We start from the raw sequence: 15,383 nt of genomic DNA on the forward strand, positions 1-15,383 counted from the left end.
TCCTATTGGGTGCCACGGACGTGCTCATAAACCGTATCGGAACGCAGCGGCGTACCGGCGGTATCGGAAGCAATGCTGTCGACAGCCGTTGTGCCCTGATCAGCCGGGTTATCGGCCTGTCCTGACAGGTTTCTATCGTGGTTAAAGAAGCCGCCAAACCAGGCGATCAGCGAAAGAACGATACCGATGCCGACGATCCACTTCCAGACGTTCTTCACGTTCTTGGTGGCCCTTGCTTCCTTATCTGTTTCTTGCCTGTTCATGGGTTGAATGATTTAGTTTGAAATAACCCCTACCATTTCCATACCAGCACGGATTCGGCACTTTTCGAGCGATTTATATAACATTGTGTTGATAAAATTTCCCCAAACTAAGTCGTGAAATCAAAATGTAATAAATCGGGGATGTTTCATGTTACCTTAGCTGGAAATTTCGTTTCACGTACTAGTTCTTCTCACAAACCAGCCATATTCATGAAAATCCGCCAACGTTTCTCTATCTCTCTTTTTGCACTTTTCTTATTTGCGCAGTTCGGTGTGCAGGCGCAGAATGATAACCGTTCCTTCTTTTCGGTTACTGCCGGGTACAGCTTGCCGGTAGGAGAGCTTGCAAGGGAAAAGCTGAACGACCCTTTCGCAGGTCTGACGGGCTCAGGATATTATGGTCAGGTGAATTATGATTTCCGCATCGCGCGCTGGTTTGGATTGAAGTTTTCCGGAAGCATGAACAAGAACACGACGCGCCCTCAGCCGATCGTCGATATTGCGGACCTCCGTGTAGAAGAAATCAAAGGCTTTATCAACGAAACCACCTCGCATACGTGGGACACGCGCGTGTCGCGCTGGAAATTTAATGCGATCATGGCCGGTCCCGCTATTTTTCTCAATTTTAACCGGGTACAGATCGAAGGGCACATACAGGGAGGATATGTAAAAGTTACTTCTCCTACTGTGGATATGACAGGTACTTTCCAATCTGGTCAAAACCAGATTCTCGTGCATTTGAGCCCGGCTTCTACGAGCGGTTTCGGGGTAGGTGCAGGAGCGAGTTTACGCCTGCCTATTGCCGGTCCATTATATTTCCACCTTTCCGGTGATTTTCTCGCCACCGAAGCCGAGCTAAAAAACGTTGCCGTGAATGTGCGTGTGGGTAATATTCCCGAAGTAGGTATTCCTATCAATGAAAAGCGGTTTGTTGGAGTCGCCAATATCGGTGCGGGACTGGGGCTTTCATTTTAATACATAAAATACCAAAAAGAAAACGGGTCGGATGCCGCACGCATCTGACCCGTTTTGCTTTTTTAACAGGTTTGGGTATGCATTATTTTGCAAACCAAAGCTTCATTTTCATATCATTCTTGCCTCCCTGGGCGGTGAGGGCCGCTGAAAAATTCTCATAGTTCAGCGATTCTTCCGAGTTCGGGTAAGGCAGCCGCGTTGGAATGACGTTTTGATTGGTATTCAGTACAGGAGGTTTCAAATCGGGTATGCCGGTTCTGCGGAATTCGGTCCAGGCTTCGAGGCCCTGGCCGTACAACGCAATCCACTTTTGCTCCATAATCTGCGTAAAACCCGCAGCGCCGGCCTTCAAAGCATTTGCAGTGAGGTATTCGGGGGAAACGGTCAGTTTGTACTGCGCAAACGAGGCTGTAATGGCATCGGTGTAGTTTTTGGCTACGTCGCCGGCGGCCGCAATTCCCTTGTAGGCAAATTCGCTTTTGAGAAACAGCAGCTCCGCATAGCTCATAATGACGCCCGGTGCAGTAGGCCCGGTGAAATAGCTGCCGACCCGCGAAGTGCTGTCGAGGCCCAGTTTTCCGGCTTGCGAGGAAGATAGCCCGTTAGGAACGCCGGTGTATTCATCTTTTAACACCGGTTTGTTGGCGTAAATAGGAAGGCGTGCATCCTTCAAATCTTTCATTTTGTTTACCAAAGTGGCGCTTACGCGGTGGTCATCGCGTGTTTTCCGGTTCACATTCACAGGATTCTGGTTGTTGGTCGCGTCCAGGTAATTGAGCTGAATATTCTCGGATACCGAAGTAATGACGGGATACTTGGCAGGGTCGCTCAGAATCCGGGTGATTTCCGCCTTTACATCAATAGGCGAATCGGCTTTGTCGATCATCCGGCTCAGCACGCGCAGGCTCAGCGTATTGGCGAATTTCTTCCACTTTGTAAGATCATTATTGAAGAGAATATCGCCCGCGATCGCCATACTTTTGTCGGTGGCGTTGATCGACTCCCCGGCTGATTTAAGCTCGGCTACAATGCCGGCGTAAACATCCTTCTGCTTGTCATATTTCGGCAAAAGATTCCCTTCCAATCCCTGTAACGCATCGGTGTAGGGGATATCGCCGTACACATCGCTGAGCAGCGTGAATGCCCACGACCGCAATATCATCGCTACCGCCTGGTAATTAACGTTACCCGACTCCTTGCCGATTTTGTAGATGCGCTGGTAATCCGCGAGGGATTCTACATACAAACCTTGCCAGGCCGCGGTGTATACGTCGCTGGAAACCGTATATTGGTCAATGTCCGTGTACTGAATCCGTGCCCAATGCTGCGAGTAGCCGTCGCCGATATCCATTCCGAGAGAGCCCCCCCAGTAAATATCGACCGCACTCTGGATTCCGTGAGGCAGGAATAGATCGGCGGTGCCGGTAGCCGCGCTGTTATTGTTGGTGTTAATCGTGTCGAAATCGCCGGTGCAGCTCGTTGCGCAGATGATCGGGAAGGAGAGCAGCGCCGAAATGCCCATTGAATATATTTTCTTTTTCATCGTCTCGAAGAATTAGCCTATAAATTGAAACTGATATTGAAGCCCATGGTTTTGGTGGTCGGGATTTGTCCGTTTTCGATCCCCTGCAAATTACCGTCGTTGTAATAGCTGGTTTCGGGGTCGATATGCGGCAGGTTGCTCTTCAACAGCGCCAGGTTGCGTCCGACGATGGAGATAGCGATGTCGCGGAACGGCAGTTTGTTGAAAACCTTTCCGGAAATCATGTAGGTAAGCTTCACCTCCCGCAATTTGATGTAGCTCGCGTCGAAAATGGTGTTTTCGTTGTTGGTCAGCAGGTAATATTTGTGATGGTATTCCTCCGACGAAATACGCTTCTCGTTAGGCACATACTCAGGCGAGGCCGAAGTACCGATATTCACCACACCTTGTCCTACCACGCCGTCCTCGCGACCGAAGGTGGTTTCTTTCAATACGCCGGTATACCTGCCGATATTGATCGATTGCGAGAAAATGTCGCCGCCCTGTTTCATATCGATGAGGGTGCTGAGCGAGAATCCTTTATAGGTAAACGTATTGGAAATACCACCGATCCAATCGGGTGTGAAGCTGCCGAGCACCCTGCTTACCGGGTCGATCATCGGGTATCCCTGGCTGTCGTAGACGATCTGGCCGTCCGGGGCGCGCAAGAAGCCTTTGCCAAAGAAGGTACCATACGGCTGGCCTACCCGTGCTTCCACCGACAACCCTCTGAAACTATTGGTCGATGTCGCCTGGGTCAATGCATTATAGCTGGTGTTCAGCTGATAGGTAGTAAGCCCGCCATCCAACGCTACCACCTTGTTGTTGTTCTTAGCCCAGTTTATCCCGATATCCCATGAAAATTTGTCGAGCTTCACAGGCGTGGCGGTTAGTTGGATTTCGATTCCCGAGTTTTTGATCTTACCCGCATTCAGCAACTTGGAAAGAAATCCCGTCGCATTGGAAATATTGACGTCCAGGATTTGGTTTTTAGAAACCTTGTTGTAGTAAGTAACGTCGAGACCCACACGGTTTTGCCACAGCCGGATATCCGCACCAATTTCGTAGGAGGATGTGATTTCCGGTTTCAGGTTGGCATTCAGCATCGCGTTGTTCTCGGAGAGGCTTGGCGTACTTCCCCACGCGTTTTCGTATTTGTACGTGCTCACCAAGCGATACGGATCGGTATCATTTCCTACCTGGGCCACGCCTGCGCGCAGTTTTGCAAAAGATAGAACCGACGATTTGATATCAAACATATCCGTCACGATCGCGCTCACCGCCGCGGAAGGGTAGAAATAGGAACGGTTATTGGACGGCAATGTGCTCGACCAGTCGTTGCGAGCGGTCAGATCCAGGAAAAGGTAATTCCGGAAGCCAAGGTTAGCGGCTGCATAAAGGCTGTTAACGGTCTTTTTGATATAACTGTTTTCACCCACGAGCTTCTGACGGGAGTTTCCGAAGTTGTATACGCGCGGAATGGCTAGCTCAGTCGCACCCATGTAGTTGCGCTGCGCGTAGTTGGTGCGATGGTTTCCACCGATGTTAGCCGTAATATCGAACTCCCCGAATTTATGGGTGGCATTGAGCAGGAAGTCCGAGTTGGACTCGCGGACGAATATCTGCTCCTCATTATAAGCGTCGTAAAGCGCTGAGGTACCGATGATCGCCTGGCGCGCTGCGCTTTTGGTCTTGCGGCGGTCTTCGTAGAAATCGGTACCGGTGCGTGCGGTGAGCGAAAGCCAACCGGTGAACTTGTAGGTGGCCGAGAAATTGCCGTAAAGCCGGTCTTTTTCATTGGCCCGGGTGCTTTCGTTGAGCAGGTAGTAAGGGTTTGTCCAGTAGTTGTCGTTCCAGTTGTATTGGTAAATGCTGCCCGGCTTTTTGTAGGATTTCAGCTTATCCATATCCACCTGGCGACCAAACCATATGAAGTAGAGGCCGAAGTTGTTACGGTTATCGGAGCCGTCCTTGACATAATTCCCTGTTGCACGGATACTTAGTTTGCTCGTAAGGTTCCAGCCTGCATTCAGGGAAACAGTCCGCCGCTTGTAGTTGGTATTAGGCAAAATACCGGTTTGATCCAGGTTTGTAAATGCGAGCCGGAAATCGGCTTTGTCGTTCGAACCCGTTACGGCAACGCTGTTGGTGAATGTCCTGCCGGTTTCAAAAAACTTGTCCACATTATCGGGGTGCGCAATCCAGGGTGTGGGAGTTCTGGTACCGTCCGCCGCGATGGGCGAGTCGAATTGCGCGATCAGACGCCCGTCGAGTCTGGGTCCCCAGCTTTCGTCCACACCGTCGCCCTTGCCGCCGCCTTTGCCATCCACGTAAGTAAACTGCCCCGCAGCGCCCTGGCCGTATTCGTTTTGCCATTCAGGCAATCTGAAAGGGCTTTCGAACGCCGTGTTGGAATTGACCGAAACCCCAATCCCTTTCGTGCCCTTACCGCTTTTGGTCGTGATCAAAACCACGCCATTCGCCCCGCGCGAGCCGTAAAGTGCCGCGGCGCTGGGGCCTTTCAGCACGTTGATCGACTCCACATCGTCCGGGTTGATCGCCGCCGCCGCATTGCCGTAATCGATACCGGTACCCGAGCCGAAATTGCTGTTATCCACCGGCACGCCGTCCACGACGAACAGCGGCTGGTTGTTGCTGCCGATAGAGCTCGCACCGCGGATGATCATCCGCGACGAGGAGCCCGGTGCACCATTGGAATTGGTCACCTGCACCCCTGCCAACCGGCCCGAGAGCGAGTTGACCAGGTTCGTCTCCCGCGCTTGCGTGAGTGTTTTGCCGCTTACTTCCTGCACCGCATAGCCCAGCGCCTTCTTTTCACGGGCGATACCGAGGGCCGTTACGACGATCTCGTTGAACTGCGTCGCGTCGTTTTCGAGCATAATGTCGAAGACGGTTTTCGACCCGACGGGGATTTCCAGTGTTTTGTAGCCGATAAACGAAATAACAAGGGTTGCGTTGGCCGGCGCGCTGAGGGTGAAGTCGCCGTTGGAGTCCGTAGTGCTGCCGCGGCTGGTGCCCTTGATCAGGATGCTGGCACCGGGAAGGTACCCGTCGGCCGACTGCACTTTGCCTTTGATGCTCAGGTCTTGTGCAAAGCCTGTTCCGGCGAGGAACAGCAAGACCCATAAGAAGCCTAATGTAAAGACTTTCTTCATAATTGATTAAGTAATGGAGTGAAACAGTTAGGTAATATTATCAAAACAGAAGAATCTTCTATTTTTAATTAATTTCAAAAAATATCTGATTGAGAAAAAATGTTTTAATAAAATATTCATCGATTAAAGTGATTTTATTTAAAATTTAATATTTTAAAAAGAGATGTTTATATGAAGTTACACGGTGCAGCAACTGACTGAATGTGAGGGATGCCGGCGGAGACCGCATTCGGCTGTCGGCCGAATTCACCGGGGCGGTCTGCATTTAGGGGTATTATTGAAAGTAAGCGGCGTTTGAATTGCTATATTTGCATTCTGTTCAAAATGAGCGGCCCTGTGCCGTTCACATTCGCATATTTCGAATATAGCTTTAAATGAAGGTTCTTAAATTTGGCGGCACCTCTGTCGGATCGGTCGACAGTATCAAAACGGTAATCAGTATCCTCGAAGAAAATCTGTCAAAAGGCGAGCGTATAACGGTCGTTTTTTCAGCCATGGGCGGTGTCACGAACAGGCTCATTGAAATCGGGAAAATGGCAGCCGCCGGCAATACGGAATATGTCGAATTTTTGAAAGGCGTGGAGGAAAGGCATTTCGCGGTGGTGCGCGGGCTGATCCCCGTGAAGAACCAGAGCAGCACATTTGCGGCTGTGCGCGGCCTTTTCAATGAGCTGGAAGACATTCTCCGCGGCGTTTCGTGGATCCGCGAGTTGTCCGAACGCACGCTCGACCTCATTATGAGCTTCGGGGAGCGCCTCTCGACGCTGGTTATCACCGAAATCCTTAAAAGCAAGGGCGTCGCGGCCGAATTCTGCGACGCGCGCCAGGTGATCCGCACCAATGCCAGCTATGGCATGGGCGATGTCAATTTTGAAGTTACCAATCATTTAATATTAGAGCATTTCGCGAAAAGCCCGGCGCTGCAATGCGTAACGGGCTTCATCGCATCCACGGCGGAGGGCGTCACCACGACACTCGGCCGCGGCGGCTCCGATTACACGGCGTCCATCCTGGGCGCGGCGCTCGAAGCCGATTCGATCGAGATCTGGACGGACGTCGACGGCATGATGACCGCCGACCCGCGCAAGGTCGCGAATGCATTCACGATCCCATCCATTTCCTATGCGGAAGCGATGGAATTGTCGCATTTCGGTGCAAAGGTGATTTATCCGCCGAGCTTGCAGCCGGCATTTGCCAAGAACATCACGCTGAAAGTACTCAACACGTTCAATACCGATTTTGAAGGAACGTATGTTCAGAAATCTGCTAACGGTAAGGAGTATGTGATTACGGGGATTTCGTCGATTGACGAGATTGCGCTCGTGAATATCCAGGGCAGCGGGATGATCGGCGTGGCCGGTATTTCCGGTCGTTTGTTTACCGCGTTATCCAACAATGCGATCAGCGTGATCCTCATTTCGCAGGCATCGTCGGAGCATTCGATCTGCTTCTCGATCGACCCGAAAAATGCGCAGAAAGCGATCGATGTGCTGGAAAAGGAATTTGCTACCGAGATCGGTTTGGGGCATATCGATGGTATTTCCGTTGAGAAAAACCTCTCGATCGTCGCTATCGTGGGCGAAGGCATGAAGAAAAATACCGGTATTTCGGGCAAGTTGTTTTCGGCTTTGGGTAAAAACGGTATCAACGTGGTAGCTACTGCGCAGGGTTCTTCCGAGCTGAATATTTCGGTGGTTATCTCAAAAAGCGATCTTTCCAAAGCATTGAATGCGATTCACGGCGTATTCTTCCAGTCGGAAACGCGTTCGCTCAACCTGTTTATTGTGGGGGTTGGGCTGATCGGCAGCACGCTGATCGAGCAAATCCGCAACCAGACCCAGTACCTGCGGGAGGAGAAGCTGCTGAACCTGAATATCGCCGGTTTGTCCAATACCAAAAAAATGCTGCTCGATCCGGACGGTATCAAACCCGAAAATTGGCGCGACCGCGTGATGGACGAAGGCGTGAAAACGAGCCTGCCCGCATTCGTGCAGCGCATGATCGAGCTCAACCTGCCGAACAGCGTTTTTGTGGATTGTACTTCCGACAAGGACATTGTCCAGTACTACCATATGCTGCTCGACGCGAGTATCAGCGTCGTGACGCCCAATAAGGTCGCCAACTCCGGCAGCTACTCCGAATACATCGCATTGCAGCGTACCGCATTGCAGCGCGGCGTGAAATTCCTGTACGAAACCAACGTAGGCGCCGGTTTGCCCATCATTAATACCATTCAGGGGCTAATGGCGAGCGGCGATAAATTCCTGAAAATTGAAGCGATCCTTTCCGGAACGCTATCCTATATATTCAACAATTTTGGCGGCGATAAACGCTTCGTGGACGTGGTGAAAGAGGCCAAAGCCAAAGGTTTCACCGAGCCCGACCCGCGCGATGACCTCAGTGGCGCCGACGTAGGCCGCAAAATCCTGATCCTTTCGCGGGAGGTAGGGGTGCCCTTGGAGCCGGAAGAAGTGAAAATCTCGCAAATCCTGCCCGCCAACTGTCTGGCCGCACCTACTGTGGATGCTTTCTTCGGCGAACTGGAAATTTCCAATGCTTACTTCGCCGATATGCAGGCAGCAGCGGAAGCGAAAGGCGAAAAGCTGCGTTACATCGCGACACTCGAAAACGGGAAAGCCACCATCGAGCTGAAAACCGTTGACGCCTCGCATCCGTTTTACACGCTTTCGGGCAGCGACAACATTGTTTCCTTCACCACGGAACGTTACAAAGACCGCCCGCTTGTGATCAAAGGCCCGGGCGCCGGCGCGGAAGTGACCGCCTCCGGCGTGTTCGCGGATATTATGAGTATCAGTAGCTATTTGGGATAGAAAACAACCATTTACAGTGAATTCAGTAAAAGCTTTTGCGCCGGCGACAGTCGCTAATGTGTCGTGTGGGTTTGATATTTTCGGGTTTGCCATTCAGGAGCCGGGGGATACCGTTGAGTTGTACAAGCGGGATGAGCCGGGCATTGTCATTACGGAAATTACGGGCGACGAAGGCCGGTTGCCGCGCCAGGCAGATAAGAACTCGGTGACGGTGGTGATGCTGGCTTTACTGAAACACCTGGGTATCAAAGACTTGGGCTGCGAAGTGGTTTTGCGGAAGAATATGCCTTTGGGCAGCGGAATGGGGTCCAGCGCGGCCAGCGCAGTAGCCGGTGTGGTAGCGATGAACGAATTGCTCGGTAACCCATTGAGCCGTAAAGAATTGTTGCCTTTCGCAATGGAAGGCGAGCGTATCGCTTCGGGCTCGGCGCATGCGGATAATGTAGGCCCGTCGCTTTTGGGCGGTTTTGTGGTGATCCGTAGCTATAACCCATTGGATATCTTTACAATACCGGTGCCCGATGATCTTTACTGCACACTCGTGCATCCCGATATCGAGATCAATACCAAAGACGCCCGTTTCATTTTGCGCAACGAGGTTTCCCTGAAAAATACAATCGCTCAGATGGGCAATGTGGCTGGTCTGGTAGCAGGTCTGATGAAAGCGGACTATGACCTGATCAGCCGTTCGATGGTGGATGTGATTATCGAACCTGTTCGCTCGATCTTGATCCCTGAGTTCAAAGACGTCAAACAGGCGGCAATTTCGAATGGCGCGTTGGGATGCAGTATTTCAGGTGCCGGGCCGTCGATGTTTGCGCTGAGCCGCGGTATCGAAAATGCTCAGAATGCCGGGAAAGCCATGCAGGAACGGTTTGCAAGTGCAGGGATTGAGTCGGCGGTGCATGTTTCGGGGATTAACCAGGGTGGGGCGGTTGTTTTGTAATGAGTGAATGATTGAATGACCGACTGAGTGAATGGGCCTGGAATAATAGACCTGAAAAATGCCGTTAGGCATGAAACATTGGTAGCAAAATGGCATTTCAAAATCCCCCAAAATGCCGATAGGCATGTAACAACAACGCAACGGTAGGGCCTACGCGGCATCTGTTGTTGCATCCCTGACGGGATTTTGACAACGCGGTATGACTTTTCTGACTACCAATGTTGCATCGCTACGCGATTTTTTCTGAAATCACTATCTGCCATGGGAAATGAATACTAGAATGACGGAACGAGCTGTTGGAACGGGAAATTGGGCGTTTTGTGTCAAAATGTGAACTTTCAGGTTCCGTAAAAACGTTAAGATTGGCAGAGATAAAAACATTAGAAAAATGGTTACGGTAAGCGATACAGCCAAAAACAAAATTGTAGAACTCCGCAAGGCTGACGGTTTTGACGAAGATTATCAGATTCGTGTGGGCGTGTTAGGCGGCGGTTGTTCGGGCCTCACGTACAATCTCGAATTCAACTCTGAGTCGAAGCCGAACGATATGGTTTTTGAAGATAAAGGAGTGAAGATTATCGTAGACAAAAAGAGCCTGCTGTACCTGGCCGGAACGACCCTGGATTTCAGCGACGGGTTGAACGGGAAAGGCTTTCAGTTCATCAATCCCAACGCTACCCGCACCTGCGGATGCGGCGAGAGCTTCGCGGTATAATTAAATTATTAAAATATTTTATTTTGAAAAAACGCGCTCCGAAACCCGGAACGCGTTTTTTTTATCGTTTTGAATGGGTTTATTTTGAACTGTCTTTTACACACCGCATTAAAGGAACGTTTAAATCCATTTGAATGAAACCAACTCTTTTGATTTTGGCTGCCGGAATCGGTAGCAGGTACGGAGGTATCAAGCAGCTCGACCAGTTCGGTCCCAACGGAGAAACCATCATCGATTATTCTTTATACGACGCCATTCGCGCAGGTTTTGGAAAAGTAGTATTTATCGTACGCCAGGAGATCAAGGACAGCGCCGAAGCGATTTTCGCCCCCAAACTCAAAGGCAAGATCGATTTTGACTTTGCAATACAGGGTGTTCAATCCTACGTTCCCGAAGACCTCGGTGCTGTGGAGCGCACCAAACCATGGGGTACAGGCCACGCTACCCTTTGCGCGTGGGAGCAAACCGACACGCCATTTGCAGTGATCAATGCCGACGATTTCTACGGTCGCGATGCATTCGAAACCATGGCCAAGTTCCTGCAAACCGATACCAACGAGAAGCAGCACGCGATGATCGGCTACGAGCTGAAACGCACGCTATCTGAAAACGGGACCGTTTCCCGCGGCGTATGCGTAGAGCGTGAGGACCATAACCTCGAATCCGTAGTGGAACGCACCAAGATCTTTGAAGAAAACGATGTAATCTATTTCGAAGAAGGCGAAACCCGCACGGAGCTGGCACCGGAAACGCCGGTTTCGATGAACTTCTGGGGCTTCAAACCCTCGATGTTCCCCATCACCAAAGAACTTTTTGAAAAATACGCCCGCGAAAATATCCATACGCCTAAGGCAGAGTTCTATATCCCGACCGTGATGACCCACATCATCAAAAGCGGCCTGGGCGACTGCCGGGTGTTCCGCATTGCTTCCGACTGGTTTGGGGTTACCTACCCTGAGGACAAGCCATCCGTACAGGCTTCCCTGAATGCACTACACGAGGCAGGAGCTTATCCTTCGAAGTTGTGGGATTAGTTACTATTGAAAGCTGAGCCAAGCTCAATAAAAAAGCGTTCACGAATCACTCGTGAACGCTTTTTGCATTACAACTAAACCTTATTTATGAGTTCTTCTGCATTATCTGCGTATTTCAACACGGGTCGTACTATTATTTTCTGATCAAAACCTTATGAGAAGTTTTGGAGCCGTCCTTCCGGTTAATCACCAGAATATAAGATCCAGCGGCAAGGTGCCTTACATCCACTTCGCTTTGGGGCTTGGCAGATGTGAACGCCATTGTTCCGTTGGCTGAAATCAATTGCAGCGACGTTACCTGATCCATGTTGGTGGATTGGATAAACAGGCGGTCGGCTACCGGGTTGGGGTATACGGAGACGAGGTCTTTGTATTCCGGTGTGGCGTCAGCTATTACTGCTTTTTCGAATTCTTCGCCTGCCAATACTGGCGGACTACCGGCAGGAAAGTACAGGAGATATTCGGGTACAGTGCGCCACGGTCCATATACTTGACCCGTTAAAGCGGTGGCGAGCTCATGTTTAAACCGTACACGCAATCGTGTCGCTGTCCAGAGTTTTATGATACCGGCTTTAACCTCTGTGCCTGAAAGTGTGCCGAATGAATTCTGAGCATCATCTGTGATAGTACTAGTGGTGATTGGATTGTTGGGCACCTTTGAAAAACTGGTTCCGTTTTGCGTATAATCCCATGCCAACCGACCATTGTTACGACCGAGAAAAGATGTGGCGTGGATACCCACAACGACCGAATTTTGAATACACTGTGAGTAAGTCATTGGAGTGAGATTCGTATTATACAATCGAGTGCTGTTCCGCTTGTTTTTACCCGCATAACCGTCGTTGCCGAAATAGGCTCTAACCCCTCCGTTATTTGTCATACCACTTTGGTCCATACCCGGTATACCAACGACTATATCGCTATACCCGTCCCCATTCAAATCGCCTCCGCCGGAAACGGCTTGCCCAAAGTGATCCTCTACTTGTTCTCCTTTCAATGAGAAACTGCTGGTGGTATTGAGTCCATTATACGACCCATGGAAGATCCAGACGCCACCACCGTTGGCAACAGCATCGTCATAATAGGGTGCCCCAACGATCACATCGTCGTAGCCATCACCGTTTACATCGCCTGCGCTTGCAACCGAGGTCCCGAACGCAGCCTCTGCCTGGTTAACTTCAATCAGCGTGTTAAAAGGTGATGCAATTCCATTCGAGGATCCGTAGTAGACCCTTGCAACTCCCTCATTGTTCTGGCCGTTTGTGATACCTGGCGCCCCGATAATAATATCGCCGAAACCATCGCCATTCACATCCCCGGCGTTGGATACCGAAGCACCGAAGTTTGCGTTAGGTGTGTTAGACTTAACTTCAATCTTGGACAACGTACCGGTAGGAATTCCGCCTCCACCACCATGCCATACATAAAAGGAACCCTCGCCTCCACTTGACAATCCAGCTCCGGCAATGATATCCATGAATCCGTCACCGTTCACATCCGCGGTAGCTAAGCTGCTTCCCAGTTTTGTCCCGGCGCTAGGCCCATACACGAGGGTATAATTTGCATTGGTTACTCCGTTGCCAGATCCGGGAAAAATGGCGATTAGACCTCTTTCGGACTTTAAGTCATTTGTTACAAGCGGCGCACTTACGATAATATCTGTAAAGCCATCACGGTTAATATCGCCGCTGCCTACGCTTGTACCGAACAGTTTATTCGAAACTTGATAAAGCGGGGTACCGCCCGAAAAGTTGCCTTGTGCATTACCATTATAAACATATGCTACTCCGGTGTTTCCGCCAAATATACCTCCAGTGGCCCCGATAACGAGGTCGTCGAACCCGTCGCCGTTATGGTCACCTGCACCGGAGACGGAACATCCCAACTTTGCGTTCTGTTGGTCGGACTCCAACTTTTTCATCGAATTTGTCCCTGTGGCCGCGTCCCCAAATGAAAGGAATACCGCTCCTTCACCCACCTGACCGCCATCGAAGTTAGGTGCGCCAGCCAGAATGTCATTCAGCCCGTCCCCATTGTAATCGCCAATGATGCTTACGGATGAACCAAGCAATGCTCCCGATGTTGTGCCGGTTGAAACGCCTCTCGGTGTTAATCCAATTGTTCCGGCACTGCCATGAAACACAAACACCTGCCCTTCATCCGTCTGCCCATGGTCAAATGCGTAGCTACCAACCAGAATATCGCTGTAACCATCCCCATTCACGTCCCCTGCCGAGCTTACCTTGTTGCCCATGGCGGCATTGTATTGGTTGCCCTGTATGATTGTGGGACCACTCAATTGACCATTGCTACTGCCATGGTAAATAAAAGTAGCTCCCTCTCCTTCCTGACCCTGCCCGTTGGTGTACCAGCGTGCACCTATGATGAGATCGCTGTATCCATCCGCATCAATATCGCCTGCAGGAGCGATTGAGTAGCCGAATTGCGCGTTGGGCTGGTTGATTTGGAGCGTTATGGACGCAGCAGAATTTAGGTCAGCATTGGCATTCCCGTATTTTACCAAAACACTTCCCTCTTTGCTTTCTCCATTTGTATTCTGGCTTGCCGCAATTAAAATGTCGCTGAGCCCATTGCCATCGATATCGCCAGCGGTCGCTACATTAATTCCCATTAACGCCCCGGCATGCCCACTGCCAATACCATACCCAGTAATTGCCGAACTAAAAAATGTACTGGAACCAAGATAGAGGTTTGCCCGTCCTTCATCGACGGCATCCTTATCATAATACGGAATCCCCACGATCACATCACTAAACCCATCGCCATTGAAGTCTCCGGCAGTCGATACAGAGTATCCCATTTTAGCACCAATCTGGTTAGATTGGAAGGTAACAGCTGTCGCGGTCAATCCGGATGGATCGCCTTTGTAGACAAATGCCCCTCCTTCGTTATCCTCTCCCAGGTCGTATTGTGGTGCGCCTACGATCACGTCGCTATAACCGTCCCCATTCACATCTCCTGCACTCGATACGGAAAAGCCCAGCCACATATAACTTTGGTCTATTTGAAGCACCTTGTTAGAATTCTGCGGCGTACCGTTGGTAATGATCGGATCAATAGTAACAGGATAGGCCGCAACTGCCACGTCCACGCTGATCTGAATGCGGTTATCCACATAAGCCAGTGTCGCGTTCAACGGCTTCTTGTTGCCGTCCCAGCATTTGAGATCGCTGTAAACGAGTTCGTTGCGAATACTGCCGTTGGCTGTTTTGGAAAAGAAATGTAGTTCGTTGCCGGAGCCTTGTTCTACTTCGAGGCCCTTGGCGGCCATTTTTACCTGCAATTGATGCGTACCTTCCGGGGCGTTTTCGATGATGAAGTTCTGGCGGACGCCTTCTTCATTGTTGATAAACTCCTCGGTGAATGCCTGGTGGCTGATCTGCACTTTGTTTTCGTGGTGCTCAGCCTTGGCGGCTATTTCCGGGGCGTAGAGGAGCTTGCCATCGGCGAAGACGCCTTCATTGACCAGCTCCATTTTAAAACCGTCGCCGGTAGTGTCTACGCGCGTCTGAACGGTGAGTTTGCCCGGCTCGTAGTACGCCCGGATGTTGTTCCTGCGGTTGGGGCTTTGCAGCTTTTTCTTTTGCTCGTCGTAGGAAATGTGGTATTCCTGCTTTTCCAACGAATTGCGGATGTCCGCCAATGTGGCTTCGGATATGCCTTTGGGTAATGCATCGGCCTTTTGTGTCACCGGTTTGGCAGGGACCGGACTTATCCGGTGGTGTTGGTGCCACAACCCCGCACCGAGGAGAGTCGTTCCGGCCAGGGCAATAGCCATGGCCCGTTGATAAATCTTTTTCATAAGACGTGTGTATTGGATGTTTTGGATTTACGGTAATATTCCCGCGCCCAAATTTTGTGAGCGTGGGAATCAAAAAGGCTAAGCGATTATTCTCAGGC

9 protein-coding genes are annotated in these 15,383 nt (G+C 50.7%); 5 read left to right on the top strand and 4 right to left on the bottom strand.

Annotated features, from left to right (window positions below; all coding sequences use genetic code 11):
• Window positions 1–2: 2 nt before the first annotated feature.
• Entirely contained in the window at window positions 3–263 is a 261-nt protein-coding gene (locus CLV60_RS22160) for a hypothetical protein (RefSeq protein WP_106597568.1), read from the bottom strand.
• A gap of 210 nt (window positions 264–473) precedes the next feature.
• Between CLV60_RS22160 and CLV60_RS22165 the strand changes: the two genes are divergently transcribed.
• Window positions 474–1,238, top strand: a complete 765-nt coding sequence (locus CLV60_RS22165; protein WP_106597569.1) for a hypothetical protein — start codon at window positions 474–476, stop codon at window positions 1,236–1,238.
• Between the two features lie 82 nt (window positions 1,239–1,320).
• Here the strand turns inward: CLV60_RS22165 and CLV60_RS22170 are convergent, their stop codons facing one another.
• Together CLV60_RS22170 and CLV60_RS22175 are read right to left on the bottom strand one after the other, a co-directional pair.
• Entirely contained in the window at window positions 1,321–2,781 is a 1,461-nt protein-coding gene (locus tag CLV60_RS22170; RefSeq protein ID WP_106597570.1) for a SusD/RagB family nutrient-binding outer membrane lipoprotein, read from the bottom strand.
• A gap of 17 nt (window positions 2,782–2,798) precedes the next feature.
• On the bottom strand, window positions 2,799–5,936 hold the full coding sequence (locus CLV60_RS22175; RefSeq protein ID WP_106597571.1) for a SusC/RagA family TonB-linked outer membrane protein: 3,138 nt from the start codon (window positions 5,934–5,936) through the stop codon (window positions 2,799–2,801).
• Between the two features lie 374 nt (window positions 5,937–6,310).
• Here CLV60_RS22175 and thrA point away from each other — a divergent pair, with 374 nt between their 5' ends.
• The 4 genes from thrA (at window position 6,311) to CLV60_RS22195 (ending at window position 11,462) form a co-directional block, all read left to right on the top strand.
• Complete coding sequence (gene thrA, locus CLV60_RS22180; RefSeq protein WP_106597572.1) at window positions 6,311–8,767, top strand: bifunctional aspartate kinase/homoserine dehydrogenase I; 2,457 nt, start codon at window positions 6,311–6,313, stop codon at window positions 8,765–8,767.
• A 16-nt stretch (window positions 8,768–8,783) separates the two neighbouring features.
• Window positions 8,784–9,713, top strand: a complete 930-nt coding sequence (locus tag CLV60_RS22185) for a homoserine kinase (protein WP_106597573.1) — start codon at window positions 8,784–8,786, stop codon at window positions 9,711–9,713.
• A 388-nt stretch (window positions 9,714–10,101) separates the two neighbouring features.
• The gene (locus CLV60_RS22190) at window positions 10,102–10,428 is read left to right on the top strand and encodes a HesB/IscA family protein (protein WP_106597574.1); all 327 of its coding nucleotides are present in this window, start codon (window positions 10,102–10,104) and stop codon (window positions 10,426–10,428) included.
• Between the two features lie 134 nt (window positions 10,429–10,562).
• On the top strand, window positions 10,563–11,462 hold the full coding sequence (locus tag CLV60_RS22195) for a nucleotidyltransferase family protein (RefSeq protein WP_106597575.1): 900 nt from the start codon (window positions 10,563–10,565) through the stop codon (window positions 11,460–11,462).
• Between the two features lie 133 nt (window positions 11,463–11,595).
• Here the strand turns inward: CLV60_RS22195 and CLV60_RS22200 are convergent, their stop codons facing one another.
• Window positions 11,596–15,285, bottom strand: a complete 3,690-nt coding sequence (locus CLV60_RS22200) for an FG-GAP-like repeat-containing protein (protein ID WP_106597576.1) — start codon at window positions 15,283–15,285, stop codon at window positions 11,596–11,598.
• Window positions 15,286–15,383 lie beyond the last annotated feature (98 nt).

The sequence above is a fragment of the Dyadobacter jiangsuensis genome (assembly GCF_003014695.1).
GTDB lineage: Bacteria > Bacteroidota > Bacteroidia > Cytophagales > Spirosomataceae > Dyadobacter > Dyadobacter jiangsuensis.